The 26,158-nt window shown below is 70.2% G+C and carries 24 protein-coding genes and 3 tRNA genes; 12 read left to right on the top strand and 15 right to left on the bottom strand.

All coding sequences use genetic code 11. From position 1 onward, the window contains the following. Positions 1-33 precede the first annotated feature (33 nt). Positions 34-1,266: an AGE family epimerase/isomerase gene (locus tag K338_RS0114510; RefSeq protein WP_022918889.1), complete on the top strand. Its 1,233-nt coding sequence runs from the start codon at positions 34-36 to the stop codon at positions 1,264-1,266. Here K338_RS0114510 and K338_RS22945 read toward each other — a convergent pair. Together K338_RS22945 and K338_RS0114500 are read right to left on the bottom strand one after the other, a co-directional pair. After that, a complete protein-coding gene (locus tag K338_RS22945) occupies positions 1,245-2,510 on the bottom strand; it encodes an MFS transporter (protein WP_157612490.1) in 1,266 nt (421 codons plus the stop codon). The two genes, K338_RS0114510 and K338_RS22945, sit on opposite strands and share 22 nt — an antisense overlap. Positions 2,511-2,603: 93 nt before the next feature. Continuing rightward, entirely contained in the window at positions 2,604-3,617 is a 1,014-nt protein-coding gene (locus K338_RS0114500; protein ID WP_022918887.1) for an NAD(P)H-quinone oxidoreductase, read from the bottom strand. A gap of 113 nt (positions 3,618-3,730) precedes the next feature. Between K338_RS0114500 and K338_RS0114495 the strand changes: the two genes are divergently transcribed. Beyond that, positions 3,731-3,816, top strand: a tRNA-Ser gene (locus K338_RS0114495). Positions 3,817-3,865: 49 nt separating this feature from the next. On the opposite strand, the gene K338_RS0114490 is transcribed toward K338_RS0114495, so the two are convergent. Then, positions 3,866-4,522 (bottom strand): DUF5701 family protein, encoded by a 657-nt coding sequence (locus K338_RS0114490; protein WP_022918886.1) that lies wholly within the window; start codon positions 4,520-4,522, stop codon positions 3,866-3,868. A gap of 86 nt (positions 4,523-4,608) precedes the next feature. On the opposite strand from K338_RS0114490, the gene K338_RS26450 reads away from it, so the two are divergent. Next, a complete protein-coding gene (locus K338_RS26450) occupies positions 4,609-5,250 on the top strand; it encodes a TetR/AcrR family transcriptional regulator (RefSeq protein WP_022918885.1) in 642 nt (213 codons plus the stop codon). 83 nt (positions 5,251-5,333) lie between these two features. Further along, positions 5,334-5,425: transfer RNA gene (locus K338_RS0114480), tRNA-Ser, on the top strand. A gap of 65 nt (positions 5,426-5,490) precedes the next feature. On the opposite strand, the gene K338_RS0114475 is transcribed toward K338_RS0114480, so the two are convergent. Together K338_RS0114475 and K338_RS0114470 are read right to left on the bottom strand one after the other, a co-directional pair. Next, positions 5,491-5,979, bottom strand: a complete 489-nt coding sequence (locus K338_RS0114475; protein ID WP_022918884.1) for a GNAT family N-acetyltransferase — start codon at positions 5,977-5,979, stop codon at positions 5,491-5,493. A gap of 12 nt (positions 5,980-5,991) precedes the next feature. Further along, positions 5,992-6,675 (bottom strand): NAD(P)-dependent oxidoreductase, encoded by a 684-nt coding sequence (locus K338_RS0114470; RefSeq protein ID WP_084481231.1) that lies wholly within the window; start codon positions 6,673-6,675, stop codon positions 5,992-5,994. Positions 6,676-6,837: 162 nt separating this feature from the next. On the opposite strand from K338_RS0114470, the gene K338_RS0114465 reads away from it, so the two are divergent. Further along, entirely contained in the window at positions 6,838-7,866 is a 1,029-nt protein-coding gene (locus tag K338_RS0114465; RefSeq protein ID WP_022918882.1) for an NAD(P)-dependent alcohol dehydrogenase, read from the top strand. A 68-nt stretch (positions 7,867-7,934) separates the two neighbouring features. On the opposite strand, the gene K338_RS0114460 is transcribed toward K338_RS0114465, so the two are convergent. Together K338_RS0114460 and K338_RS24650 are read right to left on the bottom strand one after the other, a co-directional pair. Further along, on the bottom strand, positions 7,935-8,582 hold the full coding sequence (locus K338_RS0114460; protein ID WP_022918881.1) for a TetR/AcrR family transcriptional regulator: 648 nt from the start codon (positions 8,580-8,582) through the stop codon (positions 7,935-7,937). After that, the gene (locus K338_RS24650) at positions 8,582-10,201 is read right to left on the bottom strand and encodes an ABC transporter ATP-binding protein/permease (protein WP_051154849.1); all 1,620 of its coding nucleotides are present in this window, start codon (positions 10,199-10,201) and stop codon (positions 8,582-8,584) included. The genes K338_RS0114460 and K338_RS24650 overlap by 1 nt, the downstream gene beginning before the upstream one ends. A 437-nt stretch (positions 10,202-10,638) precedes the next feature. On the opposite strand from K338_RS24650, the gene K338_RS0114445 reads away from it, so the two are divergent. The 4 genes from K338_RS0114445 to K338_RS0114430 all read left to right on the top strand — a co-directional run bounded on the left by K338_RS0114445 (position 10,639) and on the right by K338_RS0114430 (position 15,092). Beyond that, the gene (locus K338_RS0114445) at positions 10,639-11,580 is read left to right on the top strand and encodes an ABC transporter ATP-binding protein (protein ID WP_022918880.1); all 942 of its coding nucleotides are present in this window, start codon (positions 10,639-10,641) and stop codon (positions 11,578-11,580) included. After that, complete coding sequence (locus K338_RS0114440; protein ID WP_022918879.1) at positions 11,577-12,449, top strand: ABC transporter permease subunit; 873 nt, start codon at positions 11,577-11,579, stop codon at positions 12,447-12,449. The genes K338_RS0114445 and K338_RS0114440 overlap by 4 nt, the downstream gene beginning before the upstream one ends. 100 nt (positions 12,450-12,549) lie before the next feature. After that, positions 12,550-14,811 carry an alpha-glucosidase gene (locus K338_RS22935; RefSeq protein WP_157612488.1) on the top strand — a complete coding sequence of 754 codons (2,262 nt, stop codon included), beginning with the start codon at positions 12,550-12,552 and terminating at the stop codon, positions 14,809-14,811. A gap of 50 nt (positions 14,812-14,861) precedes the next feature. Then, positions 14,862-15,092: a hypothetical protein gene (locus K338_RS0114430; RefSeq protein ID WP_027286863.1), complete on the top strand. Its 231-nt coding sequence runs from the start codon at positions 14,862-14,864 to the stop codon at positions 15,090-15,092. Positions 15,093-15,107: 15 nt separating this feature from the next. On the opposite strand, the gene K338_RS24645 is transcribed toward K338_RS0114430, so the two are convergent. The 5 genes from K338_RS24645 to K338_RS0114405 form a co-directional block, all read right to left on the bottom strand. Then, entirely contained in the window at positions 15,108-16,217 is a 1,110-nt protein-coding gene (locus tag K338_RS24645; RefSeq protein ID WP_157612486.1) for a phage baseplate protein, read from the bottom strand. Between the two features lie 55 nt (positions 16,218-16,272). Beyond that, complete coding sequence (locus tag K338_RS0114420) at positions 16,273-17,628, bottom strand: alkaline phosphatase family protein (RefSeq protein WP_022918875.1); 1,356 nt, start codon at positions 17,626-17,628, stop codon at positions 16,273-16,275. Next, complete coding sequence (locus K338_RS0114415) at positions 17,625-19,010, bottom strand: extracellular solute-binding protein (RefSeq protein ID WP_022918874.1); 1,386 nt, start codon at positions 19,008-19,010, stop codon at positions 17,625-17,627. The genes K338_RS0114420 and K338_RS0114415 overlap by 4 nt, the downstream gene beginning before the upstream one ends. A 75-nt stretch (positions 19,011-19,085) precedes the next feature. Beyond that, entirely contained in the window at positions 19,086-20,039 is a 954-nt protein-coding gene (locus K338_RS0114410; protein WP_022918873.1) for a carbohydrate ABC transporter permease, read from the bottom strand. Further along, entirely contained in the window at positions 20,036-21,007 is a 972-nt protein-coding gene (locus K338_RS0114405; RefSeq protein ID WP_022918872.1) for a carbohydrate ABC transporter permease, read from the bottom strand. The genes K338_RS0114410 and K338_RS0114405 overlap by 4 nt, the downstream gene beginning before the upstream one ends. Positions 21,008-21,241: 234 nt before the next feature. On the opposite strand from K338_RS0114405, the gene K338_RS0114400 reads away from it, so the two are divergent. After that, complete coding sequence (locus K338_RS0114400) at positions 21,242-22,195, top strand: bile acid:sodium symporter family protein (RefSeq protein WP_022918871.1); 954 nt, start codon at positions 21,242-21,244, stop codon at positions 22,193-22,195. Between the two features lie 90 nt (positions 22,196-22,285). Here the strand turns inward: K338_RS0114400 and K338_RS0114395 are convergent, their stop codons facing one another. Both K338_RS0114395 and K338_RS22925 read right to left on the bottom strand, forming a co-directional pair. After that, positions 22,286-23,605, bottom strand: coding sequence for an FtsX-like permease family protein (locus tag K338_RS0114395; RefSeq protein ID WP_022918870.1), 1,320 nt, complete (start codon positions 23,603-23,605; stop codon positions 22,286-22,288). Then, a complete protein-coding gene (locus K338_RS22925) occupies positions 23,602-24,477 on the bottom strand; it encodes an ABC transporter ATP-binding protein (RefSeq protein WP_022918869.1) in 876 nt (291 codons plus the stop codon). The genes K338_RS0114395 and K338_RS22925 overlap by 4 nt, the downstream gene beginning before the upstream one ends. A 215-nt stretch (positions 24,478-24,692) precedes the next feature. Here K338_RS22925 and K338_RS0114385 point away from each other — a divergent pair. Then, positions 24,693-24,768, top strand: a tRNA-Arg gene (locus K338_RS0114385). A 116-nt stretch (positions 24,769-24,884) separates the two neighbouring features. Here K338_RS0114385 and K338_RS0114380 read toward each other — a convergent pair. After that, entirely contained in the window at positions 24,885-25,676 is a 792-nt protein-coding gene (locus K338_RS0114380; protein ID WP_022918868.1) for a Crp/Fnr family transcriptional regulator, read from the bottom strand. Between the two features lie 209 nt (positions 25,677-25,885). Here K338_RS0114380 and K338_RS0114375 point away from each other — a divergent pair, with 209 nt between their 5' ends. Continuing rightward, a complete protein-coding gene (locus tag K338_RS0114375) occupies positions 25,886-26,125 on the top strand; it encodes a heavy-metal-associated domain-containing protein (protein ID WP_022918867.1) in 240 nt (79 codons plus the stop codon). Positions 26,126-26,158 lie beyond the last annotated feature (33 nt).

Below are 26,158 nucleotides of genomic sequence, written 5' to 3'. Positions count from 1 at the left end.
CCGTCACCGGCGAGGAGGCACTAGCCTTCCGGTATGAACTGGTTGACCAACCCGGCCCATGCCCGCTGGCTCGAGCGAGAGGCTGACGCCCTGCTTGCCTTCGCCGCCGGCTCGTACGTGGAGGAAGGCTTCGGCTACCTCGGCTCGGACGGCCTGGTGCTCCCGGAGCAGGGTTCGCACCTGTGGGTCACCGCCCGGATGGTGCACTCTTTCGCCCTGGGCACGCTGCTCGGCCGGCCCGGTTCGGCGACGATGGTCGACCATGGGCTGCGTGCACTGGGCACCAGCTTCCGCGATCCCGCGAACGGCGGCTGGTACGCCCAGGTGGGGCCGCACGGGCCGATCGACGACAGCAAGGCCGCCTACGCGCACGCGTTCGTGATCCTGGCCGCCTCTTCCGCGGCGGCGGCTGGGCGGCCCGGCGGCAAGGAGCTGCTCGAGGAAGCGCTGACCGTCTCCCTGCAGCGGTTCTGGAGCGAGGACGACGGCATGGTGGTGGAGTCCTGGAACGCAGACTTCACCGTGCTGGAGGACTACCGTGGCGTGAACGCGAACATGCACACGGTGGAGGCCTACCTGGCGGCTGCCGACGTCACCGGGGACGACTCCTGGTTGGAGCGCGCCACCCGGATCACCCGGCGCGTGGTGGACGATTTCGCGCGGTCGCACTCCTGGCGCATCCCGGAGCACTTCAACGCCGCCTGGGAGCCGTTGCTGGAGTACAACATGGAGGCCCCGGCGGACCAGTTCCGCCCGGCCGGGGCGACGATCGGGCACTGGTTCGAGTGGGCCCGGTTGGCGCTGCACGTGCGCGCTGCCTGGGCTGCCCGCGGGGTGGCTGCCGAGGACTGGATGCTCGAGGGCGCCCAGGCGCTGTTCGACATGGGGGTGGCCGAGGGCTGGGACACCGACGGCGCGGACGGCTTCGTCTACACCGTGGACTTCTCCGGCACACCGCTGGTCCGCGAGCGGATGCACTGGGTGGTCACCGAGGCGCTCGGGGCTGCGGCGGCGCTGTTCCGGGTGACCGGGGATGCGAACCTGGCCGCCTGGTACCAGCTGTGGTGGGAGTACGCCGCAGTGCACCTGATCGACGAGGAGCACGGCTCCTGGTTCCACGAGCTGGCCGCCGACAACGGCCCGAGCGCCACGGTGTGGGCGGGCAAGCCGGACATCTACCACGCGCTGCAGGCCACGCTCGTCCCGCGGCTGCCGCTCTCCCCGGTGCTCGCCCCGGCGCTCGCTCAGGGTCTGCTGGACTCCTGAGGACCAGCTCGACGGCGGAGCCGCCGGGGCAGCACAGGCTCGCCCTGGGCAGGGCGAGCCTGCCGTAGGGCGGGTGCGCTGCGCCGTCCGTGCGCGTAGTGGTACACCACGGCGCTGACCACCGTCAGGCCGGCGAGCACGGCGTACATGGTCGCGAAGTCGGTGGCGCCGGCGAGCAGGCCGAGCACGATCGGGCCCAGCCCCACGGCCGTGTCGAGCAGCACGAAGTAGGTGGCGATCACCTTGCCGACGTTCTGGATCGGAGCGCTGGCCACGGCGATGGCCTGACCGGCGGAGAGCACCGTGCCCCAACCCAGGCCGAGCAGCCCGGCGGCGAGCAGCAGCATCGCCGGGGTGCGGGCCACCGCCAGCAGCGCCAGGCTGGCGGCCAGGGCCGCGATCGCGGGGTAGAGCACCGGGTTGTCGCCACGGGAGTCCTGGAACCGTCCGATCGGCAGCCGCAGCGCCAGCACCACCACGCCGTAGACGGCGAAGAACACGGCTGCTGCGGCGCTCAGGTCGAGCTCCTCGGCGTAGGAGTTGAGATACGCCAGCACGCCGGAGTAGGCGATGCCGGTGGTCGCCGCGAACAACGAGATCGGCACCGCACGCGGTTCGAGCAGCGCAGCCAGGTGCAGGGACCTGCGGCGGGCGGTGGCACGCTGGGTCGGCGGTTCCGGCTGCTGCCTGCTGCCGAGCACCAGCGCCCCGAGCAGGGCGAGCAGGCCCCCGGCCACGGCGGTGACGAACAGGCCCGGTCCGCCGTGGTCGCTGAGCAGCAGCACGGCGATGAACGGGCCCACAGCGGTGGCCAGCGTGCTGCTCGCACCGAAGTAGCCGGTGCCCTCTGCACGCCTGCTGGCCGGGATCAGCGACTGGGCGATGGCGCTGATCGAGGTGTGCGCCGTGCCGAAGGACATCCCGTGCACCACCCGCACCGCGATCAACGTGCCCAGGCTGTCGGCTGCGAAGTAGGCGACCGCGGCCAGGGTGAACACCACCAGCGCGATCCGCAGCACCCGGCGCCTACCGAACCGGTCCGAGGCGGCACCGGCCACCAGCCGGGCACCCACCGCGCCGATCACGAACGCCGACGAGGCCAGACCGGCTGCGGCGTCACCTGCGTCGAACTCCTGGGCCGCGTACAGCGCCATGATGGTGATCAGCATGTAGAACACGCAGGAGATGCAGAACCCGACGGCCACAGCCACCAGGAATCCTCTGCTCCACAGCTTCTCCCGCACGACGACCGAACCTCTCCGCCGCGCGGGTGGGCACAGGGCGCCGGACGCTCCGATCGTATCGACCGGTCGCCGGCCAGCCCTCGGGCCGTCAGGTCAGGGCAGCAGCAGCACCTTCCCGAACGCCACCCCGTCGGCGAGCAGTCGGTGGGCGGCCATCGCCTCGGTGAGCGGGAGGCGTTCGTGCACCACCGCCTGCACGGTGCCACGGGTGACCAGCGGCCAGGCGCGGCGGCGGACATCGGCCATGATTGCGGCCTTCTCCGGCTGGGGCCGGGCCCGCAGGGCGGTGCCGTGCAGGCTGAGCCAGCGGTAGAGCATCGGCGCGAGGTTCAGCGTGCCCTTCGTGCCCTTCTGCATGCCGATCACCACCAGGTGGCCGTGGGCGGCGAGCACCGAGATGTTCTTCTCCAGGTAGGCGGCGCCGATCGGGTCGAGCACCACATCCACGCCGCGGCCGTCGGTCAGTTCGCGGACCCGTTCGACGAAGTCCTCGCTGCGGTGGTCGATCGCTGCGACCGCGCCGAGGTCCAGGCACCGGGCGGTGCGCTCCGGCCCGCCGGCGGTGGTCAGCACCCGGGCCCCCAGGGTGGTGCAGAGCTGGATCGCGATCGACCCCACCCCCCCGGAGCCGCCGTGCACCAGGATGGTCCGGCCGGTGGCTGGTGGTTCCTCGCCGGCTGCGCCGATGAGTGCTGCCGGACCGTCCAGGTCCGGGACCGCCGCCAGGTTGGACCAGAGCGTACCGAGCGCCTCCGGGAACGCCGCTGCCTCCACCAGGTCCAGCGCCTCGGGCACCGGCAATAGGTTCTCCGCGCGGGCGAGGGCGAGCTCGGCGTAGCCGCCGCCGTCCAGCAGCGCGGTGACCCGGTCTCCGACCGACCAGCCGGAGACCCCCGGCCCGAGGGAACGGATCGTGCCGGAGGCTTCCAGGCCCGGCCAGGTCGCCGCACCCTCCGGCGGCGGGTGCAGACCCTTGAGCTGGAGCAGGTCGGCGCGGTTCACACCAGCGGCGGCGACCTCGATGAGCACCTCCCCAGCACCGGGGACCGGCTCGGGCAGGTCGTCAGGGGTGAGTGTGCCGTCCTCGGTGATCACCATTGCGCGCATCTGTCCAGGATACGAAGTGCACCCCGGACCGCGCCCAGCGGGCTGGCGCCGGCGGCCCTGGTTCGAGTGAGTTTGGGACCGGTGCTGGCGATAGGGAAGAATGACGGCGCACAGGAGGGTTGACAGAGCGGCCGAATGTGGCGGTCTTGAAAACCGTTGTGCGAAAGCACCAAGGGTTCGAATCCCTTACCCTCCGCCACTGGTGGCCTGGGTCCGGGCGCGGTTCCGGACCACGCCGGGTCAAGACTTCAGGTGGTCCGCGCGGAGGTGGACCCGAAGCCGAGCCAGGTGTGCCGGTTGCGCCACCAGCACCAACCGACCTTCGGGGCGTCCCGGCGCTCGCGGCCGTCTCGACCGGTCCCGTTGCTGATCCAGACGGCGGGAGTGCGGGCGTCGTAGCGCCCGTTCGGCTTGCGCAGCCGGGAACCGATGGTCATGAAGCACCGGTTGCGTTCCAGCGCAGCCGGTTGCTGCAGCACCCAGTGCAGCCCTTCGGTGACCAGCAGGGGTGAGCGTCCGGCCCCGGTGAGCTCAGGGAGGGCTTCCTCCGGGCTCCAGCTGGCCAGGTGATCACCACGGTCGAGGTCGTGCACCAGGTAGAGCGGAGCATCCGGGACATCAGGCACCTGTGGCGTGAACTGGTCCACGTCCGGCATGTCCTCGACCACGAAGCCGGGCTTGTCGCTGCGGCGGAGGAACGGGGTGAGGACCGACGCGGGAGCGTGATCGTGATGGATGACCAGCAGCACGTCCTGTCGGTCGTTGCCGGACTGCGCGGCGAAGCTGCGCAGGGTCGTGGGTGAGAGGCCGGCGGATGCGGCGACGCCGAGGACGACCAGGTTCTCGGCCTGCGCCTGGAGCGGTGGTAGGTCGAGCGGGGACACGGTGGACGGAGTGCGGGGCACAGTTCTCCCGAGGTGGACGATGACCGGGTTAAACTTACAAGGACAGTAAGTTTGCTGTCACGGTATTTATTCCGGAGGGAGCGCAGATGCCAGAGGGGCGAAGGCCGGGGCTGCGGGAGGCCAAGAAGCAGGCGACCCGGCAGCAGATCTCCGACGAGGCGACGCGGCTGTTCCTCGAGCAGGGGTTCGAGCGGACAACGATCGCCGAGATCGCTGCTGCAGCCGGTGTGGCCGCGAAGACGGTGACGAACTACTTCCCGTACAAGGAAGATCTCGCGTTCGACCGGCAGGAGGAGTTCGTGGGCTCGCTGGCTGCGGCTGTGGCCTCCCGGTCCAACGGCGAGACGCCGTTGGCTGCGCTACGGTCCGCCTTCGACGCTGCGATCCAGAACCAGGATCCGGTCCTGGGCTTCTCGGGCCCAGACTTTGCACGGATGATCGTAGAGAGCTCGACACTGACGGCCCAGCTCCGTCGCCTGCACGACCAGCGCGAGCTGGTACTGGCGGAGGCCCTGGCAGAGGCAGGCGGTGGCGACCGAGCAGAGATCGAGGTGCGAACCGCTGCCGCGATGCTCAGCGCCGTGCACCGGGTGCTGTTCCACCGGATCCAGGAGCTCACCCTCGACGGCGTGAGCGGGGACGAGACCGCCCGGATCGTAGGCGCGGAGGCCGAGCAGGCGTTCGGCATGCTTGAACCGGTCCTGGGACAGGTCGCCGTCGCGCCATGACCGGTGCTGCTTGCCCGATCGCCGGCGGTCGAGGCCAGTGGTTCGCATCTGCTCGATCGGGCCGCTATCCTAGAGGCCGTCTAGGAGACGTCGCATAGTCTGGTCTAGTGCGCATCCCTGCTAAGGATGTGAAGGGGCAACCCTTCCGTGGGTTCAAATCCCACCGTCTCCGCCACCAGCCCCGGTTCCGCTCGGAACCGGGGTTTTTCGTTGAAGTCATGCTGTTCGTGAACGGTCTGATCATGCGCCGTCAGGGGGAAGCCGGGGGCTCTCGAGATCGAAGCGGTGCGGGATGACGTCGCCGCCCTGCCGGTAGGGCACGAATCCCATGGCCGAGTAATAGGCCAGAGCGGGCGCGTTGTCAGCTGCGATGCTCGCGTCGATGTGTCGTAGCCCGGCGGCCTTCGCTGCTGACAGCGAGCGGGCAATGAGGCGGCGTCCTATCCCTTGCCGCCCGGCGCTGGGATGGATGTGCGTGCCGATGACGCCCCACCCTTCGGGCACCTCGTATGGGTAGTCGGGCCGTGGACGTATGAGCGACTGGAAACCCAGCACCTGGCCCTCCTCCTCGGCGACGGTGCACGCGACCCGGTAGGTCGCATCGAGGTAACGCTCAAGGACCAGCGCGTCGTCGACGGGGCTGGCTCGAAGCCCGGCCCGGTAGATCGCATTCTGCACCTCGACCATGGCCGGAGCGTCAGTCTGGCGGGCGGGTCGAAGCTCGATCACGCACCGAGCCTCTCACACGACCCGCTGCCGGTGACCGGTGAAGATGGACGGGGCAGCATGGACGTAGGTGTCGCTCGTCAGCGTGTCCAGCATGAATGCTGCGACGTCCGCGCGGGTCACCTGCGGCACGACGCCGGCCGCGGTGATGTCTTCACCGCTCCGGTACCCTCTCGCCGGGCCGTTGGACAACCGGGGTGGCCGCACGATGGTCCAGTCGAGACCGCTTTCGATGAGGAGCTTCTCCTTGGCTTCGTGGTCTGCCACGACTTTGCGGAGCAGCACGGGCGCGATTACCCAGCGGCCGAGCCAGCTCAGGTGCGCGCGCGAGGCGTGCACGCCGGCGAAGGAGAGGTAGACCAGTCGTTGGACACCCAGCCGCTCCATTGCAGAGACGAGCACTCCGACGCCCTCCACCAGCGCAGGGTCGCGTCGCAGCGGGGTCGCGGCGCCGAGTGCGCAGAGCACGGCGTCGCTGCCGGAGAGGGCCTCCTCGAGCCGGTCGACCTCGGTCATGCTCCCACCGATCACGCGGTCGGCTGTCTCCGGCGCAGCAGAGGGTCGTCGGGCGAACGCTGTGACGTGGTGGCCCCGCTGGCTGGCTCCGGACGTCAGCAGGCGGCCCGTGACCCCCGTCGCCCCGAGGACCGCCACGCGAAGCTGATCATTAGAGCCGCCTGCCGGTCTGTGCTCACCCATGCCTTCATGGTGGCGCCGGAGTGGTGCGTTGTCGCCTGGATAATTGCGCCACCGGGCCCCTCACGAGTGCCTCAGCGCTGCCGAGCGCTACGCATCGCCCCGTCATCCACGCAGGAACCCCGGAGCAGTTCTGCTTCCTCGCGACTGACCTACGCTGACGACATGACCAGCTCGCCTGATGTGCCTGCCACGATGCGGGCTGCCTTCCTCGACGGGCCCCAGCACCTGGAGCTGCGCGAGACCGAGACCCCGATGCCCGGCCCCTTCGACGTACTCGTGCGCACCGCCTCGGTCGGGCTGTGCGGTTCGGACGTGCACTTCTGGGAGCACGGCCGGGTCGGTGACCTGGTGGTGCGGGAGCCGCTGATCCTGGGCCACGAGGTGGCCGGAGTGATCGCCGCGGTCGGGGAGGGGGTCGATCCCAGCCGGATCGGCACCCGGGTGGCCGTCGATCCCCAACGCCCCTGCCGACGCTGCGCCTTCTGTCTGGGCGGCCAGTACAACCTGTGCCGGGACGTCGAGTTCCCCTCGGCGCCGCCGGTGCACGGTGCTTTCGCCGAGTACATCGCCGCACCCGCCGACTTCGCCTTCCCGATCCCGCCAGGCATCTCCGACGACGAGGCCGCCCTGCTCGAACCGCTCGGCGTGGGCATCGCCGCCGTGCGAAAAGCCGCAGTCACCGCCGGTTCCTCGGTGCTGGTCGCCGGCGCCGGCCCGATCGGTGTGCTCACCGCGGCCGCGGCCAGCGCCTTCGGTGCCACCACTGTGGTGGTGACCGACCCGCTGCCTACCCGGCGGGAGGCCGCTCTCGCGCACGGAGCCACTACGGCCCTAGATCCCGCGGTCGAGCAACCCGACAAGGAGGCGTTCGACGCGTTCATCGACGCCTCGGGGGTGCAGGCGGCGATCGATGGGGGACTGCGGGCGCTGCGCGCCGGAGGTACCGCCGTGATGGTCGGCATGGCCAGCGAGCGCATCGACCTCGACCTGTTCCTGCTGCAGAGCCGCGAGCTCCACCTCGAGGGCCTGTTCCGCTACACCAACACCTGGCCCACCGCGATCGACCTGGTCGCCACCGGTCGCGTCCGCCTCGATTCCTTGGTCAGCGCGGTCACCGACCTGGAACACCTCGACGAGGCGATGCGCCGCAACGGGGCCGCCGACGTGATGAAGATCGTCGTCCACCCCTGAAGCTCGCCGGTGTGCCGGGCCGCAGCTGACGGCCCATCAGCCGGCCCTCGGGAATGACGCGATCGCGGTCAGCTTGGTCGGGGCTGATGTGGGAACTGCCATCCGGTCACGACCGCACGCACCGCGCTGGCGAACTGCTCGTGGAAGGAAGGAGCCCAACCACGCTGCACGAGCAGGCCCAGGTGCGGTAGCTCAGTCAGGTCTGTGGCCTCTTGCAGGTCGCCCGCGTCCTCGCTGCCACCCGCCGGCGGAGTGTGCTCGCCCAACGCCGAGGCCACGGTGAGCATCACCAGGGTGTTCACCAGATGGCCGAGCTCAGGATGGACCGGTGCACCAGCGTCGATCAGCCGGCCCACGGCCTCGTCTGCGACCGAGAGCGCAGCTGGTGAGGTCATCGGATGGGTGGCGATCACCGGGATCAGGTGCGGATGGCCGGAGAGCCGCTCCCGCACGTCGTTCATCAGGATGACGGCGCAATCTCGCCAGTCTGCTGAACCGTCCAGTGGCGGGAGCACCCAGGTGGCCCAGAATCGGTCCGCCAGCGCTGCCGTGACCGCGCCCTTGGCAGCAAAGTGCCGATAGATGGCCATCGGGTCGACAGACAGGGCGGCACCCAACGACCGCATCGTCAGCCGTTCCAGGCCGCCGTCGTCGATGATGCCCAGCGCAGCCTTCAGCACGTCCTCCCGGGAGATCTTCGCGGGTCGCGGTGACATCAGACCCCCTGGTGGCGTCGACGGAACGCCAGGGCCGCGAGGCTGAGGAACAACGCCACGAATCCGCCCAGCACCCCCGCTGGGGCGAGCACATCCCGGAGTCCCGCGCTGTCCAGACTGAGCGCGGTCACCGCGTCCAGAGCCCAGTAGGCCGGTGACGCTGGAGCCACGGTCTGCATCCAGTCTGGCAGCGCCGCCACCGGTCCGAAGGTGCCGCCGAACCCGGCCATCGCCATCGCCACGATGTTCGACAGGGTCAGCGCCTGGTTCTCGGTGCGGCACACGGCGAAGAGGAACATCCCGAAGCAGACCATAGTGGTGGAGAACAGCACGGCGATCACGAGCAGACCAGGCACCGACCCGTTCGGTCGGTATCCGAACAGCAGGCCACCACCCACCAGGACGACCACGAGCTGTAAGAACTGGGCTGCCAGCGCAGTGAGCGACTTGCCGACCAGCAGCCCGGCGAAGGACACCGGCGCGATCCGCAACCGATGCCACGTGCCCCAGTCGCTCTCCCGGAAGAAGCCGGTGATCACCTGCTGGGCGTTCAGCAGGGAGAAGAGGATCGCCAGGCCAGGCACCGCGTACTCCGCTCCGGTCGCGTGCGGGTGACCCAGGTCGAGCAGCTGAGCGCGGGCCCCTGGCATCAGGAATGGTACGAACAGCAGCGGTACCACGATCATCACCAGCACCGGTGCGGGGTCCCGCCCGACGATGTGTGCGTCCAGCGCCGCCACGGCCAGGCTATTGCGTAGCATCGGCACGCTCCTTCTCGACTGGCACCTGCGCTCCTTGGCCTCCAGGATCCGCAGGTAGGCCTCTTCCAGCGGTGGTCGTTCCACCTGCAGGCCCGTTCGTGCCTGGCCGCTGGCCCGCATCACGTCGCCCGGCGGTAGGTGGCCGCCTCCCCAGGTGTCCAAGACCTCCGTGACGCTGCCGTAGGTGTCGATACGCCCACCGGCGAGCACAGCGACCTGCGCGCCAAGGTCCTCAAGCTCCTGCACGTGGTGCGTGGTGTACAGCACGGCAGCTCCCGCATCAGCCAGCCCGCGGACATGCCGCACGATCTCGTCCCGGGAGGCGATGTCTGCGCCCACAGTGGGCTCGTCCAGGAAGGCCACCGCCGGCTCGTGCACGAGTGCCATCGCGGTGTGCAGCCGCCGGCACTGCCCACCGCTGAGATGTTCCGCCCGGGTACGGGCATGCTCCGCGAGCCCCAACGCATCGATGACCTCAGCGCCACGGGTCCGTGCACGCCGGCTGGACAGGCCCTGCACCCTGCCCATCCCGACCACGTTCTCCCGCACGGAGAGCATCGGGTAGACGCCCAGCTCCTGAGGGGCTGTGCCCAGGTGCAGCGCCGCGGTCCGGCGGTCGCGGGCCATGTCGATGCCCCGGACGAGCACCTGTCCACCATCTGCTGGCAGCGCCCCGGTCGCGATGGCGATGAACGTCGACTTTCCGGCGCCGTTCGCCCCCAGCAGCCCGACGATCTCGCCGGCAGCCACACTTAGGCTCGCTCCGCGAAGCACCTCATGGTCACCGAAGGCCTTGTAGACCCCGGCCGCGATCAGCGGCGCGCCGGTGTCCTCGCCCGGGTCATCTCCAATAGCCATAACTCTACACCGTAGATATATGCGGGTGTTTCAGCAACCTGCTCGAGGAGGTGTCCGATGCGTCCGGTGTGCACGCGGCGATCGATTCAGGACTGCGGGCACTGCGTGCCGGAGGTGCCACGGACCTCGAGCACCGCGGATGCCAGCAGTAGAGAAACCTGACTGACCAGGTGGTGACAGCACCCTGAGCGCCTCCCTCGCGTGATTCCACCGCTCGCTGGTCCGCACCCCCGACCTGCCCAGCCCGTAGGCCTCCGGGAACCCCCTGAGCTGCGGGCACAACGGCGTCCGCCAACAGGATGAGACCGCTCACTCATCGGTCGAACAACGGCTGGCCGCACTTCAGTCGACCGACCGATTCGGCGCGAGGGCGCCCACTCCTAGCGTGGAGACCAGGACCAGCCAGCCCCGCGAGCACAGCGACCAGAAGGATCGACATGATCGAGGCAACGAACCTGACCAAGCGCTACGGCGACAAGACCGCCGTGGACTCCATCAGCTTCACCATCCGTCCCGGCACCGTCACCGGCTTCCTCGGCCCGAACGGTGCCGGCAAGTCCACCACGATGCGGATGATCTTGGGCCTCGACCAGCCCACGTCCGGCACGGTCACGGTCAACGGCAAGCCCTACGCCGAGCACGCGACTCCGCTGCGCGAGGTGGGCGCCCTGCTGGAGGCCAAGGCCGTGCACCCGGGCCGCTCCGCGAAGGCGCACCTGGGCACCATGGCCGCGACCCACCACATCAGGGCGAAGCGGGTGGACGAGGTGATCGAGCTGACCGGTCTAGCCGCCGTTGCGAACAAGCGGGTCGGCGGGTTCTCCCTCGGCATGGGCCAGCGGCTCGGGATCGCCTCCGCCCTGCTCGCCGACCCGGACACGCTCATCCTGGACGAACCTGTCAACGGTCTGGACCCGGACGGTGTGCAGTGGGTGCGCACCCTCGTGCGCGACCTGGCGGCAGAGGGTCGCACAGTGTTCCTCTCCTCCCACCTGATGAGCGAGATGGCCCAGACCGCAGACCAGCTGCTCGTCATCGGGAAGGGCCGGATCATCACCACCGGCCCGGTGCAGGAGGTGATCGACAGCGTCCTGGCCTCCACTGTGCGGGTGCGCTCCCCGCACGCCACCGACCTCGCCTCGCTGCTGGAGGCCGCCGGCGCCACGGTCACCTCGCCCGAGCCCGGCACCCTGGACGTGCGCGGACTCACCGGCGAGACCATCGGCGACACCGCCTATACCCATCACCTCGCCCTGCACGAGTTGGCCACGCAGCAGGCCTCCCTCGAAGCCGCCTACATGGCACTCACCCAGGATGCCGTCGAGTACCGATCCGAGACCACCACACCTGAGCCGATCCCCGCTGGAGCCCCCCGATGACCACCACCGCACCACAGCCCGTCAGCCCGACCACCTCGCCGACCGCCGCGGGGTCCCGGATCCGGCCCGTGATCCCTGCCAAGCTCGACTTCGCCGGCGTGCTCGGTGCCGAGTGGCGCAAGCTCTTCTCGCTCCGCTCCACCTGGTGGACCCTCGGTCTGACGGTCGTGCTGATGACCTTGATGGCCCTCGGCCAGGCAGCAGGTGTCACCGACAGTCTGGACACCCCCGAGGGTGCCGCAACGTTCGTCGGCCTGCACGGGGCCGAGCTCGTCACCGGCGGCTACCAGTTCGGCATGCTCACCATCGCCGTCCTCGGTGCGTTGCTGATCACCGGTGAGTACTCCACCGGCATGATCCGCTCCACGTTCGCCGCCGTGCCCACCCGGCTGCCGGTGCTGGCTGCGAAGGGCATCGTCCTCGCCGCCGTCACCGTGGTCATCACCGCCATCGCCTTCGTGACCAGCTATGCGGCCACGGCGCCCATCCTCACCGACCACGACCTGGTACCCAGCCTCACCGACCCCACCACCTGGCAGATCGCCGGCGGCGTGACGGCGTTCCTCGTCGCGGCGGCGATGTTCGCCCTCGGCATCGGCACGCTCCTTCGCTCCACTGCCGGTTCGGTCACCGTGGTGATCACCACCCTGCTCCTGCTCCCGGGCATCCTGCAGTTCATCACCGTGGACTGGGTACAGGACGCGATGGAGTACCTCCCGCTGCCGGCCGCCACCGCTTTCGTCACGGTCAGCGACGCGTTCGGTGGAGCCGGAGACCTCACCGCGTGGCAGGGGGCCGCAATCGTCGCCGCCTGGGCCATCGTGCCGATCATCGCCGCCGCGATCATGCTCGGGCGCCGGGACGCCTGACCCGCACGACCCGTACCTCCGGCCGGGCGCCCGCGACCCACGCGGGTGCCCGGTCGGTCTGGGTGCCGTCCCTCGAGCCCGTCCCTGACAAGATGATCGAGTGTCCGAGCCCAGATCTCGACGGCGCCGCTTCCGTCTCGTAGCACTCGTCACCGTCGTTGCGGTGCTCCTGGCCGCCGGTGCGGTCACCTGGGCGCGCATCCCGCGCGACGACCTCACCATGCTCGCCTCCGGCGGCCTGCAGGTGGCCGCCGATGTCACCGGAACCACCACTGCCGGCGACCTCACCGTCACCGTCAGCACCGACCCGGCCCCACAGGTCACCGTCGAGACCGCCGACGGCCCGGTCTGGGCCAGCCCGGCCGGGCACGCCTTCCTCGGCGCCGGCCGCGGCGAGCTGCAGACCGAGGAGCACCGCGGCTACTTCTGGTTGCAGACCAGCCACAACCAGACCTGGACCGCGCAACGGATCGACTCCGTGACCACGGTGAGTGACGCCGTCGTACTCGAGGGCAGTCTCCTGGACGAGAACGGCGAGGAGGGCCCCACCTGGCGGGCCGAGCTGACTGCCACCGACCACGGTGCCGTGCTGGACGCCACCCTCGGCGCCGCCGGGGACCCCACCTCGCTGGGCTTCTTCAGCGGCCGCAGCGACCACGCCGGGGTGCACGGCTTCGGCGAGCAGTTCACCGACTTCGACCTGGACGGCCGCCTGGTGCCGATCATCGTCCGGGAGCAGGGCGTGGGCCGCGGGGAGCAACCGCTCACCCTGTTAGCTGACGTGACCAACCACGGCGCCGGCGGCACCGAGGCGATGACCTATGCCGCCTGGGCGTCCTGGGTGACCGAGGACCTGCGCGGTGTGCGCCTGGACCCTGACCTGCCCGAGTCGCACGCGCTCGCCGTCGCCGATACCCGCACCGCCGACCAGGTCGGGCTGGAGATCCAGGCCACCCGGCTGCGCGCCGAGCTGGTCGCCGCCGACACCCCGGCCGAGCTGGTCACCCGCCAGCAGGCCGACACCGGCCGGCCCGAGCTCGCAGCCTGGACCGGGCAGGGCACGATCGTCGGCATCCAGGGCGGCACCGAGGAGGTCCGCTCCACCGTCACCGAGCTGCAGCAGGCCGGCACCCAGGTCGCCGGCGTCTGGCTGCAGGACTGGACCGGCCAGCGCACCACCTCCTTCGGCGACCGGCTGTGGTGGACCTGGCAGCTGGACACCGAGCGCTACCCGGACTGGGCCCACCTGGTCGCCGACCTGGACGCCGAGGGCATCACCGTCACCACCTACGTGAACCCGTTCCTGGTGGACCCCGCCGATAAGGACCACCCACCGGAGCGCAACCTGTACGCCGAGGCCGCCGAGCACGGCTACCTGGTCACCGACACCACCGGCCGGCCCTACCCCCTGGACCAGGGCGGCTTCGACGCCTACCTCGTGGACCTCACCAACGATGCCGCCCGGGACTGGTTCGCCGACGTGATCGCCACCGAGGTACTCGCCCACGGGGTGCGCGGCTTCATGGCCGACTTCGCCGAAGGGCTGCCGTTGGATGCAGTGCTCGCCGACGGCGACCCCCAACTGCTGCACAACCGCTGGCCCGGCCTGTGGGCCGAGACGGTCCACGAGGCGTGCGAGCGCGCCGACCAGCCGGACTGCGTCACCTGGTTCCGCTCCGGGTCCCTCGGCATGGCCGAGAGCAGCCCGCTGTTCTGGACCGGTGACCAACTGGTCACCTTCGGTGCGGAGGACGGGCTGGCCTCCGCGCTGCTCGGCACGTTCTCCGCCGGCGTGGCCGGGTGGCCGCTGGTGCACTCTGACGTCGGGGGCTACACCTCGATCGACGCCAAGATCAAGGACTACACCCGCTCGGCGGAGCTGCTGGCGCGCTGGGCAGAGCTGTCCGCGTTCGGGGTGGTGATGCGCGGCCACGAGGGCAACCGGCCCGCGGAGAACACTCAGGTGGCCGACACCGCCGAAACCCGCACTGCGTTCGCCCGCGCCACCCAGATCTTCGCCGCGCTCTCCGACTACCGCAGCGAGGTGGTCGCGACCGCCACCGAGACCGGCGTCCCAGCGATCCGGCACGGCTGGTTGGTCGCGCCCGGGACGGCTGCCGCCGAGGTGGACACGCAGTTCTTCTTCGGCCCGTCGGTGCTGGTCGCCCCGGTGCTCACCGAGGGCGCGACCGCGGTGGAGGTCACCTTCCCGCCGGGTCGGTGGCGGCACCTGCTCACGGGGGAGGAGTACGACGGCGGAGCTCGCCAGACCGTACCGGCTCCTGTGGGCACCCCGGCCGCCTTCGTGCGGGTCTCCGACCCGTGGGCGGACCGGCTCACCGAGGCGCTCGCCGACCTCTAGCAGGCGCGCTGGTGGTCGACGCCACCGGAGGCGGTGCGTACCATCACCCGATGGATACGACGATGACCTGCGCACGCTGTGGCTCCGTCGGACTCGAAGAGGGGTTCATCGACGATGGAGCCTATGGCCGGGTGGCCTGGTTCCAGGGGGAACGCAAGGTGGGAATGTTCGGTACGCCGAAGCGGTCCGGGCCGCAGCGGCCGGTGCTTGCCTACCAGTGCCCCCAGTGCTCGCACCTGGAGCTGTTCACCGGCCCGTCGGACTGGTTGGACGAGCACTGACCCAGCCAGCCACGGTCAGCGCCGGACGGGATCGCGGTAGTAGATGGTGCACAGCCGGTCCGCGTCAGCGCTCTCGTGCGCGCTGGTGGCGAACCCGGCGTAGAGCCGCACCTGCGGGCGTCCCCGGCCGTGCCCGCGCTCGGTGACTGCCACGTGCAACCCTTCCGGCTCCCGCCGGTGGTGGTCCACGCCAGTGGTGTCCAGCACGTGTTTCTCCACCTCTCCGGTCTGCCACCGCACCCGCGTCAGGTGCGCGTTCCCGGTGCCCTCGGGCGGGGGCGGGTTGTCCTCGTTGTACTTGGTGCCGTCCCACAGGTACAGGTAGTCCCCGAGCGAGGCGTACCCCTGGAACACGTTGCTCGCCATCACCTCGGGAGTGCCGATGTCGTAGATGGGCTCATAGCTGGACTTCTCCTGCTTGACCTCGTCCAGGTGGTACAGGGCGAAGCGGAACTCGTCCCCGGTCCAGTAGCGCAGGGTCAGCAGGTCGTTCACCGGGTCGATGTTGCAGGTGTTCTGCGTGGACCCGGGGATCAGCTCCCGGCGCCACAGGCCCTCGTCGTGCTCAGCATCCAGCAGAGCGCCGTCCTCGAACTGGAACCGGGTCAGCCGGGAGCCACGACCCTGACCGTCGGACTCCTTGGGGACGGAGTCGATCTCCGTCCAGAACCACAGGTCGTCGCCGTCGCGCTCCAGGCCCATCGAGACCCCGTGCCCGAAGAACTTCAGGATCATCTTGCCCAGGCGGTTGCCGTTCAGGTCCATCTTGGTCAGGGTCAGGTCCCCGCGGACCACCCGCCGGGTGTAGCTCTCGTCGCCCTCCTCGTCCCCGGGCAACGGGGTGCCCGCCTGCACGATCTGGAGCACGTAGATGTGGTCCTTGCGGGTGTCGATCACGAACGACTGCATCGCCGTGCGCACCCAGGTGAGGTACTTATTGGCCAGCAGCTCCCGACCCTGCTGTGCCGGGTCGAAGACGGGCTCGTGCCGTCCCGGTCGACGCGACGGCGCCGCGCCGGCCCCCGCCTGGCCCACCCCCAGTGCTGCCACTGAGAGCGGTACGGCGCTGCCTGCCTGCAGGAACCGCCTGCGGCTCACGCTCCCTGGTCGTCGACTGCCACTCATCACTGCTCCTCGTCGTCGCGGATAGCTGTCGCAGCACCCTATCGTGACCGAATCGTCATCTTCCGACGTCAGTGGGTCCCGGCGTGGTGCTGCCAGCCGCTGGTCCCGGACGACGGCGGAGGAGGTCTTCGATGATCGTTCCCTCGGCGTCCGGCAGGTCGATGCCCAGCACGGCCGCGAACGTGGGGGCCTCGTCCAGCATGCTGCGCCGGCCCAGGTCCAGGCCCGGCGTGAACGAGGGGCCGGTGGCGATGAGCACCGGCTGCCCGCCGTGCCGTGGGGCGTGCCCGTGCGCACCCACCGGGCCGGGGTAGTCGGCATCCCCGCGCAGCACCACCGGTCGGCGCCCGGTGACCATGCCGACGACCACGCCGGGCTCGGACTCCACCACCCACTCGAACGGCCCGTCCAGACCATAGACACGGCGGGCCTCGGCGGCGGGCCAGATCTTCTCGATCCGGTAGACCGGGTCCGCCTCCAGCTCCGCAAGCAGTGCTTCCACCTGCGTGCGCCGCTCGGGGCTGATGCCCTCGGCGAGGAACAGCTGTCCGGACAGGCCCGCACCCAGGCAGAGCACGTCCCAGTCCACCAGCCCGCCCTCCTCGTCCAGCCGGAGGAACCCGCGCTCGGCGAAGATCGTGTTCAGGTTGGTGTGCTGCTCGGTGTCCACGTGCCCGTGGTCGGAGACCACCGCGATGTTCGTGCGATCCAGGTCCCCGGTGGCGGCGAGCGCCTCCAGGTAGCTGCCCAGGGTGGCGTCCACCTCGCGCAGCGCCTGGTGCACGTGCTCGCCACAGGCACCGTAGGCGTGCCGGGCAGTGTCCACCTCCACCAGGTGCACGAACATCACGTCTGGCCGCTCGGCGCGCAGGATCTCCGCGGACACGTGGTTCACGAAGTCGAAGTACCTGCCCTTGCGCCGGTCGCTGTGCACCAGGTGCAGGTTCGGCAGGATGTACCGGTGCAGGGTCGCGGCGTCCGTGGTCTGCCGGTACTGGTCCTCCAGGCCGTCGAACACCTGCGGGCTGGCGATCTCCGGAACCAGGTGGTCCACGTGCTGCTCGTTCGCAGTTACCGGCCACTGCACCGCCGCGGTGCTCAGCCCAGCGGCCTTGGCAGCGGCGAAGATCGTCGGCACTCGGATCGCGCGGGCGTCCCAGAACCACTCCGAGGTATCACCTCGCCCGGGCTGGAACTGCAGGTTGTTGAAGATACCGCTGGTCGCCGGCGGGCAGCCGGTGGTCTGCGCAGTGTGGTTCGGGTACGTCACCGACGGGTACACGCCCTCGATCTCCGCGACCGAGGCACGCTGGAGGATCTGGGCGAACGCCGGCAGCGTGCGGGCGAACGGGATGTCGTCGGTGTGCATCGCGTCGACGGACACCACGAGCAGCTTCACCGGAGCGCTCATGAGATCCCCAGCGCCTCGAGGTCGTCCCGGTTGTCGGCGATCACGTCCTCGTACTCCCCGCGGAGGGTGTCGATCGCAGCCTGGACGTCACCATCGTCACCGGTGATGGCCGAGAGCGCCTGCTCCAGCGCACTGACCCCGGACTGGAACCAGTTCACCGGTGCCACTGTGCGGGCGTTCTCCAGCTGCTCGATCGCCACGGTGAAGTTCGGGTCCTCCTCGTGCAGCGCCACCACCTCCGGCTCCTCCCGGGCGGCCTCGACGATCGGCACGTACCCGGAGTGGATGTGCCACCAGCCGGACATCTCCGGACTGCCGAGGAACTTCAGCAGCTCGGCGGTGGCGTCCTGACGTTCCTGCGACTCCGTGCGCACCAGGGAGAACCCGGACCCACCGGTGGGCACCAGCGGCGGCTGGTTCACCTCCCCGGGCATGTAGGCGGCACCGAGCTCGAAGTCCACCGCCTCGGTCAGCCCGCGCATCGAGGCGGTCGACCCGTGCACCGCTGCGACCAGCCCGGTCTGGAAGTCGGTGTGCGCGGCCTGGGCCATGTACGCCGTGCCGTCCACGTGCACCCACTCGTTGGCGAACGTCATCAGCTCGTGGATCGGCGCCTCGTCCGGCATCACCGTGAGCCCGTCGGACCACTCACCGTCGAACGCCCACAGCCAGGATGAGGCGTACCAGCCGTCCGCGCCGGAGTAGGCGAACGTCTTCACCGGCTGCCCGGAGGACTGCACCGTGGCGATCTCGCTGCCCAGCTCGCGCAGCTGCGACCAGGTGTACTGGGTGTCCACCGGCAGGCCCAGGTCGGAGAACAAGGTCTTGTTGTAGTAGAACAGCGGCGTGGACCGGGCGAACGGCACCACGTAGGTCTCCTCACCGGCCTTGCCCTCACCCACGTAGTTCTGCAGGTAGGCGTCCAGGTTCCAGTCGTCGTCGAAGTGCTCATCCAGCGGGGTGAGCGCCCCGGCGAAGTAGAACTGCAGCCACTGCAGCTCTGGGAAGCAGACGAGGTCCGGCACGGTCTTCGCCTGCAGCGCCGCGGTGAACGCCGTGTTCAGGTCGGCGTAGCCACCGACGGACTCGATGGCGGCGTAGATGTCGGACTGCGAGTCGTTGAACATGGTGAACAGCTCGGACACCGCCTCGAAGAGGCCACCCGTCCACGGTGCCCAGAACAGGATGTTGGTGCGATCTGCGTACTTGCTCGGGATGTCCCCGAGCGCAGCCTGGCGCATCTCCGGGCGCAGGTTGGAGGTGCTGTCGGCCGCGTTCTGGTCGGCGGACACCGGCCCGGTGCAGGCGGCCAGGGCGGCGCCCCCGGCGCCCAGCCCGAGGGCGGAGAGCAGGTGGCGGCGGGTCAGGGAAAGGTCGTGCACGACGGCGCTCCTTCAGTTTCTCTGTGGTGTTGCGGTGGTCAGGGGTCGAGGTGGGCGGAGGCGCCCACCGGTGCCTCAGCCCTTCAGCGCCCCGGCGGTCAGACCGCCGATGATGCGCCGCTGGGCGAGGAAGAAGACGGCCAGCATCGGCAGGGCGACGATCACCGTGCCGGCCATCACCGGGCCCCAGGAGTCGTAGCCCTCCTGGCTGCGCAGGAACATCAGCCCGATCGGCAGGGTGCGCATGTCCGCAGTGGAGGTGACGATCAGCGGCCACACGAAGTCGTTCCACTTGGCGATCAGCACGATCAGGGTGGCGGTGAGGATCATCGGCCTGCAGATGGGCAGGACCACGGTGACCATCCGGCGCAGGTGACCTGCGCCGTCGACCATCGCCGCATCCACCAGCTCGGTCGGGACCTGCCGCATCTGCTGGTACAGCAGGAACATGGCGAACGCCGAGCCGATCCCGGGCAGGATGAGCCCCTGGTAGGTGTTCAGCCAGCCCAGGTTGGACACGGTGATGTAGTTGACCAGCAGGGTGATGTGCCCGGGCAGCATCAGCGAGCCGACCATCACCGCGAACACCAGCATCTTGCCGCGGAACTTCACGAACGCGAACGCATACGCGGACAGGATCGCCACCCCGATCTCCAGGGCGGTTCCGACGGCAGTGGTGATCACCGAGTTCTTCAGGAACGCGCCGAACGGGGCAGAGGTCCAGGCATCGGTGAAGTTCGACCAGGCCAGCTCGCTGGGCACCCAGGTGAGCGGGAACGTGTAGATCTCCTGCTCCGGCTTCACCGCCGAGCTGAACAGCCAGTACACCGGCACTGCGAACACGGCGAAGGTGAACGCCACGAGCACGTACAGCGCGATCGTGGCCGGCAGCGGTCGGCGCGGGCCGGTGCTCCGTCGCCGGGAGCGGCCGGACCTGCTCCGTGGTGCTCCGGTGCCGGGGCTGGTGGGCGCGGGCCGGTCGGCGCGGGGCGCAGCGGGGGTCGCGGGCCTGGGGGTGGTGAGCGTCATGAGTAGTGCACCTGCTTGTTCGCGAGCCTTGTCTGGACGAGGGTGACGATGAGGAGCAGCACGAACATCACCGTGGCGGTGGCGGCGGAGGTGCCGATGTTGAAGTCGACGAACGCCTGGTCGTAGATCATCCACGGCAGCGTGGTGCTCGAGGTGCCCGGGCCGCCGCCGGTCAGGGTGGCGATGATGTCGAAGGTCTGTGCTGCGGCGATGATGCCGGTGACCACGAGGAAGAACGTCACCGGGGACAGCAGCGGCACGGTGAGGTACCGGAACAGCTGCCAGCCGCGGGCGCCGTCCAGGGCGGCGGCCTCGTACACGTCCTTCGGCAGGTCCAGGATCGCGGTGTAGTAGATGATCGCCACGAACCCGAGCCGCTGCCAGGCGTAGGCGATGATGATCGCCCACAGGGAGAAGTCCGAGGTGGTGGTCCAGTGCGGGGAGTCCATCCCGAGCAGGCCGAACAGCCAGCGGCTGAGCCCGTAGTTCGGGTCGAACATGAACAGCCAGAGCACACCGATCGCTGCACCGGGGAGCATGTGCGGGGCGAACGCCATGGTGCGCACCAGGCCGGTGAAAGGCAGCCGCTGTGCGAGCAGCATGCCGATCGCCAGGCCGCCCACCAGGGTGCCGACCACTGCCACCAGCACGAACAGAGCGGTGTTGCTCAGCGCTTCCATCAGCATGGACCCGGGCTGGAACAGCTCGAGGTAGTTCTCCAGGCCCACGAGCACCGGTGCCGGCTGCACGAAGTCCCACTCGGTGAAGCTGAGCACGAAGTTGTACAGCGTGGGGTAGTAGCCGAACACCACGATCGCGGTCAGGTTCGGGGCGATCAACGCCCAGAACAACAGTCCTTCGCGCAGAGTGCGCCGGGTGCGCTGGGCGGACCGGCGCCGGGGGACCTTGCCGGCAGTGGCCCGGGTGGTGGCCCGTGGTCGGCGCACCGCCGGGAGGAGCACGGCCATGAGACCTCGCTTCTGTCGGTTCGGGGCGGGAACCCTGCCAGGCGGGGCGGGTTCTTCGTGCGATCTGGCCCGGCCCGGAGGATGGGTCCCTCGTTCGTCACCCAGTGAAGCGGGGCCGGGTGAGCCGTCTGCGAGCGAGGCGTGACCGGACGGCGACCGGGCGGTGAACGTTGACCACCGCCGCGCCCATTACCCTGGCGGGATGCTCCAGAAGGTGCGCCGGGTGGGCCGGCGATGAGGCGGGTGCGCACCTGGTTCGACCCGTTCGTGGTGCTGATCCTGCTGGCGCTGGTGCTCGGTCTGGTGCTGCCGCTGCCGGCGCCGGCGATCGACGGTGTGCAGACCGTCGGCGATGTGGCGATCTTCCTGCTGTTCTTGGTCTACGGGTTGCGGCTGTCCACCCGGGAGGTGCTCGGCGGGCTGCGCAACTGGCGGCTGCAGGGCAGCATCTTCGCCGCCACCTACGTGCTCTTCCCGCTGCTCGGGCTGCTCATCGCTGCCGTGGCCCAGCCGCTGCTCGGTGCGGCACTGGCCGCCGGCATGCTCTACCTGACGTTGCTGCCCTCCACGGTGCAGTCCTCGGTGGCGTTCGTGTCCGTGGCCCGCGGCAACGTGGCCGGCGCGATCTGCGCGGCGACCCTCTCCAACGTGGTGGGCATGGTGCTCACGCCGCTGCTGGTGCTGTGGCTGATGGGCGCCACCGGCGGTCAGGGGATGGGTGGCATCCAGGCGGTGCTGGTGCACCTGCTGCTGCCGTTCGTCATCGGCCAGCTGCTGCAACCGTTCCTGGGCGACTGGGTGCGGGCGCACCGGCCGATCACCAAGGTGCTCGACCAGGGCACAGTGGTGCTGCTGGTGCTCGGTGCCGTGCTGTCCGCGACCGCTGACGGGGTCTGGCAGCAGGTCTCCGCCTGGATGCTGGTGGCGTTGCTGGTGCTCTGCGGGGTGCTGCTGGCGGCGATGCTGCTGGTGACCTGGTATGGCGGGCGAGGTCTGGGTCTGGACCGTGGGGACCGGATCGCGCTGCTGATGTGCGGGTCGAAGAAGTCCCTGGCCACCGGCCTGCCGATGGCGTTGGTGATCTTCACCCCCGCTACGGCGGCCACGATCGCGGTGCCGGTGATCGTGTTCCACCAGCTGCAGCTCGTGGTCTGTGCGGCGCTGGCCCGCCGCCTCGCCCGCAGCTGACCCAACCGTCTCGCGAACGCAACGTTGCGCGGCACACGGGCCGTGGCGGGCCGCGCAACGTTGCGTTCGCGAGGGGGGTGGTGGACGGTGCTAGGCGAGCACCATCCGCACCACCCTGCGGGAGGCGACCGAGCCGAGCAGCACCAGGGCGCAGGCGCCGAGCACACTGAGCGCGAACTGCCCGAGCACCGCCGGTGAGGTGACTACCGTCATCCCGAGGGCCGGCAGCAGGAACACCAGCGCACCCCCGGTCGCGAGCGCTACCGCCGCCACCAACGGCACCGCGGTCTCCCGCAGCCGGGCCCGGTCCAGCACCCGCAGGTCGGTACCGGCCAGGTGCAGCGCCCGGTACTCGGTGCGCCGGTCGATCACCCCACCGGCCTGCATCACCCCGGTGGACACGGCAGCCACCACCCCGGCGATCGCCAGGGTGAGGAGCCCGCCGGTGGCCATGTCACCGAACAGCTGCTCCTGCTCCGCATCGCCCGTGGCCGTGCTGAACAGCGCGACGGCGGAGGTCATCCCGGCGATGAACGTCGCCAGCGCCACCCCGCCCACTGAGCGCCAGGCGGTCTTCGGGGCGTCCAGGATCCGCCGGGCGGCCACCAGCTGGGCGGCGGTGCGGGCCCGCTTCGCGGCCATCCGACCCACCAGGGACATCACCAGCGGCCCGATCGCGTTCAGCATCGCGAACCCACCGGCCACCACGAGTGCGAGCGTGAGGAGACCGGCCATACCGGTGTTCCACAGCACGGCGAACAGCGCCGCGAACGCGACGATCGGCACCACACGGGACCAGTGCAGCGGGTTCGGGCTGGTGCGAGCGGCCACTCCCAGCGGGGTGATGGCCACCTTGCGCAGGCTGGCGCCGGCCGAGACCAGCGCGATCGCCGTCACGGCACCGATGGTGGCCAGGTACACCCACCACGGTGGCAGCAGCTCGCCGTAGCTGAACGCCCGGTCCTGGAACTCGATCGGCAGCACCAGCGGCACCAGCGCGAACATCCCGGCCGCACCGATCACCGCCCCGGTGAGCGCCTGCACGGTCGCATCCAGGATGGTGATGGCCGAGACTTGGGCAGTGGTGGCCCCGGCCAGCCGCAGGGCAGCGAGCCGAGCATCCCGGCGGGCCACCGCGAGCCGGGCGGCCGCACCACCGAGGGTGACCAGCGGGACGAGCAGCAGCAGCGAGGCGGTGCCGGCGAACAGCACGTACATGCCGTCGTCCGGGGCAGCGCCAGGGGCGGCAGCTCGCGCGGTGAAGGCGAGGTAGCCACCGATCACCACCAGCACCACAGCGGTGGTGACCGCGAACGCCAGGACCGCCAGTGTGCCGGTGAGTCGGTGCGGGTCAGCGGACGAGGTCGTGCGTCGCCGCAGCAGCAGCCACAGGTCCAGGGCCGCCTTCATCGGGGCACCACCGGGGTGTGCATCGGCGCGGTCCAGGACGGCGTGGCCTGGGCAGGCCAGCTGCCCTCGCCCTGGGTGGGCCCTCCCGCGGGAGCGTTCGACGGCGGTTCCTGGGGTGGCGTAGACACCCCGCCTGGGTGCGGAACACCCGGGGGAGCGGCCAGACCGGCCGGTGCTGCGCCGTCGGCGGTATCAGCGACGACCCGACCATCGCGCATGTGCACTGTGCGCGAGCACCACGCGGCCACCTGCGGATCGTGGGTGACGATCACCAGTGCCGCACCGGTGGCCCGCGTGGCCTCGGTCAGTACCTGCAGCACCTCATAACCGGTCTGCTGGTCCAGTGCGCCAGTGGGCTCGTCGGCGAACACCACCCCAGGGGAACCGACCAGGGCGCGCGCGATCGCCACCCGCTGGGCCTGCCCACCGGAGAGCTCGCCGGGGCGGCGGCCCTCCATCCCGGCCAGGCCCAGGTAGGCGAGCCAGCGGCGGGCGATGTCGGTGGCCTCGGCGCGACCCACCCCGGCCAGCATCAGCGGCAGGGCGGCGTTCTCGTCGGCGGGCAGCTCCGGCAGCAGCTGACCGGACTGGAACACGAAGCCGAAGTCGGTGCGGCGCAGCCCGGTGCGGGCCGTCTCGGAGAGGGCGGTGAGGTCCTGCCCGGCCCAGAGCACCTGCCCGCTGATGGGCGCGAGCACCCCGGCCAGGCAGTGCAGCAACGTGGTCTTGCCGGAGCCGGAGGGGCCCATCACAGCGAGTGACCCGCCGGGCCCGACGGTGAGGCTGACGCCGGCCAGGGCGGGGGTGAGCACTCCGGCGGTGCCGTAGGTCTTCACCAGGTTGTGGGCGGTGAGCGCGGATCGTGTGGTCATGGCACCCAGCCTGCTCGGCGGCGCTGCGGGCGTCGTCGTGCCACGGACTGGACCTGGTCGCCAGCGGCTCCGCCGACGGGCGGGGGTGGGGTCCACCTGTGGTCGTAGCGGCGGCCGCTGCTCGGTGCGATCCGGCCCACACTTGTCGGTCCCGGAGCCTTCTGATTGGTCAGCGCCACCCGGGAGCGGGTACAGTGGTCCGCGGTCCAACACCGGCGCCCGTAGCTTAATGGATAGAGCATCTGACTACGGATCAGAAGGTTGGGGGTTCGAGTCCCTCCGGGCGCGCCAGCTGTGAAAGGGTCGGAATCGTCGAGGTTCCGGCCCTTTCCTCGTTCTCAGCGCAGGCCCCACCGGCCAGGGCGCGTCAGTGCCGACTACTGGCCACCGCGGGTGGGGGAGCACCCTCAGTCGAGCGGGTCGGCCTCCCGCTCCAGCCGTTCCCGGTCCAGCACAGCGGTCCAGCGGCGGCCGGTGTGCACCAGGCCCTCCTTCTTCCACCGGCTCATCACCCGGGAGACCGACTCCGGGGTGGAACGGGCCAGGCCGGCCAGGTCGGCGCGGGAGAGGGGCACCTCGAGCATGATGCCCTCGCGGCCACGGTCCTCACCGAGCTTGTCCGCCAGCCGCAGCAGGGCCCGGGCGACGCGCTGGGAAACCGTCTGCGTGGCCTGACCGCCGATGTCCGTCTGCGCCCGGGCCAGGCGAGCGGCAACATCATCGAGCACCCGCAACGCCACCTGCGGCTGCTCGGTCAGCACCTGCCGGAACTGCTGCTGGTCGATCCGCAGCGCGCAGCTGCCGACCAGCGCTGAGGCGGACTGCAGGTGGTAGGGCTCACCCAGGGCTCCCATCGCACCGAACAGCTCACCGGGCACCAGCACATCGGTCACTGTCTGCGTGCCGTCAGCGGTGACCTGGCTGAGCTTCACCCGCCCCTCGGCCACCACGTACAGCGCATCTGCAGGGGCCCCGGCGTGGTAGATGTGCTCCCCGGCCGCGAACGCACGGGTCCGCATCCGGGCGTCGATCCCAGCAAGGGCATCCTCGCTCAGACCAGCGAAGTACGGCGCCCGGGCCAGCACGTACATCCGCACCGGCGGTGGGCACTCGTGCGGCAGCGTGATCTCCCGCAACGGGATCGTGCGGCGCGCCCCCGGCGACGGTGGCTCGAGCAGGTCCGTGCTCTGGGACCCCATGCGCTCCTCCGATCCGGCTCGGGAGGCGAAGCCGCTCCCCACAGGCAGGAACCAGCCCGCCACGCCCGATATTCCAGCGGTCATGCAGCACCGCGCGAGGTGGTGCGCGGTTGATTGACGGCCGTCATGTGACCGGCGGACGAACGCTCCTACGGTCAGAGCACATCGAGGCCAGAGCCCCGAGAACCAGCACGAGAGAAAGGTCTGTCATGACCGTCCAACCCAGCGCCGTCACCCGCTCCGTCTTCCGCGCGGAGGGCTTCAGCTGCCCATCCTGCGTCGGCAAGATCGAGAAGCAGGTCGGCCGCCTGCCCGGGGTGCAGCACGTCACGGTGAAGTTCGCCTCCGGCCGCGTCGAGGTCAGCTACGACAGCGGGCTCACCTCCACGGACGAGATCGTCGCCGCGATCGCCAAGGCGGGATACACCGCCACCCTCTCCGCCTTCTGATCCCCAACGTCGGGCGGCCGCCGAGGCCGCCCG

The sequence above is a fragment of the Ruania albidiflava DSM 18029 genome (genome assembly GCF_000421225.1).
GTDB classification, from domain to species: Bacteria; Actinomycetota; Actinomycetes; order Actinomycetales; family Beutenbergiaceae; genus Ruania; species Ruania albidiflava.
Note: the sequence above shows the minus strand (reverse complement) of the source record. Positions and strands in the feature narration are given on the sequence as shown.

Bases quoted from the DNA above. Each gene is read 5' to 3' on its own strand.
- K338_RS0114375 (WP_022918867.1), top strand. From the start codon at position 25,886: ATGACCGTCCAACCCAGCGCCGTCACCCGCTCCGTCTTCCGCGCGGAG.
- K338_RS0114445 (WP_022918880.1), top strand. From the start codon at position 10,639: ATGATCGAGGCAACGAACCTGACCAAGCGCTACGGCGACAAGACCGCC.
- K338_RS0114395 (WP_022918870.1), bottom strand. From the start codon at position 23,605: ATGAAGGCGGCCCTGGACCTGTGGCTGCTGCTGCGGCGACGCACGACC.
- K338_RS24645 (WP_157612486.1), bottom strand. From the start codon at position 16,217: ATGAGTGGCAGTCGACGACCAGGGAGCGTGAGCCGCAGGCGGTTCCTG.
- K338_RS24650 (WP_051154849.1), bottom strand. From the start codon at position 10,201: ATGGCTATTGGAGATGACCCGGGCGAGGACACCGGCGCGCCGCTGATC.
- K338_RS0114410 (WP_022918873.1), bottom strand. From the start codon at position 20,039: ATGACGCTCACCACCCCCAGGCCCGCGACCCCCGCTGCGCCCCGCGCC.
- K338_RS0114430 (WP_027286863.1), top strand. From the start codon at position 14,862: ATGGATACGACGATGACCTGCGCACGCTGTGGCTCCGTCGGACTCGAA.
- K338_RS0114465 (WP_022918882.1), top strand. From the start codon at position 6,838: ATGACCAGCTCGCCTGATGTGCCTGCCACGATGCGGGCTGCCTTCCTC.
- K338_RS0114440 (WP_022918879.1), top strand. From the start codon at position 11,577: ATGACCACCACCGCACCACAGCCCGTCAGCCCGACCACCTCGCCGACC.
- K338_RS0114500 (WP_022918887.1), bottom strand. From the start codon at position 3,617: ATGCGCGCAATGGTGATCACCGAGGACGGCACACTCACCCCTGACGAC.
- K338_RS26450 (WP_022918885.1), top strand. From the start codon at position 4,609: ATGCCAGAGGGGCGAAGGCCGGGGCTGCGGGAGGCCAAGAAGCAGGCG.
- K338_RS0114380 (WP_022918868.1), bottom strand. From the start codon at position 25,676: ATGGGGTCCCAGAGCACGGACCTGCTCGAGCCACCGTCGCCGGGGGCG.
- K338_RS0114470 (WP_084481231.1), bottom strand. From the start codon at position 6,675: ATGGGTGAGCACAGACCGGCAGGCGGCTCTAATGATCAGCTTCGCGTG.
- K338_RS0114460 (WP_022918881.1), bottom strand. From the start codon at position 8,582: ATGTCACCGCGACCCGCGAAGATCTCCCGGGAGGACGTGCTGAAGGCT.
- K338_RS0114400 (WP_022918871.1), top strand. From the start codon at position 21,242: ATGAGGCGGGTGCGCACCTGGTTCGACCCGTTCGTGGTGCTGATCCTG.
- K338_RS22925 (WP_022918869.1), bottom strand. From the start codon at position 24,477: ATGACCACACGATCCGCGCTCACCGCCCACAACCTGGTGAAGACCTAC.
- K338_RS0114405 (WP_022918872.1), bottom strand. From the start codon at position 21,007: ATGGCCGTGCTCCTCCCGGCGGTGCGCCGACCACGGGCCACCACCCGG.
- K338_RS0114420 (WP_022918875.1), bottom strand. From the start codon at position 17,628: ATGAGCGCTCCGGTGAAGCTGCTCGTGGTGTCCGTCGACGCGATGCAC.
- K338_RS0114510 (WP_022918889.1), top strand. From the start codon at position 34: ATGAACTGGTTGACCAACCCGGCCCATGCCCGCTGGCTCGAGCGAGAG.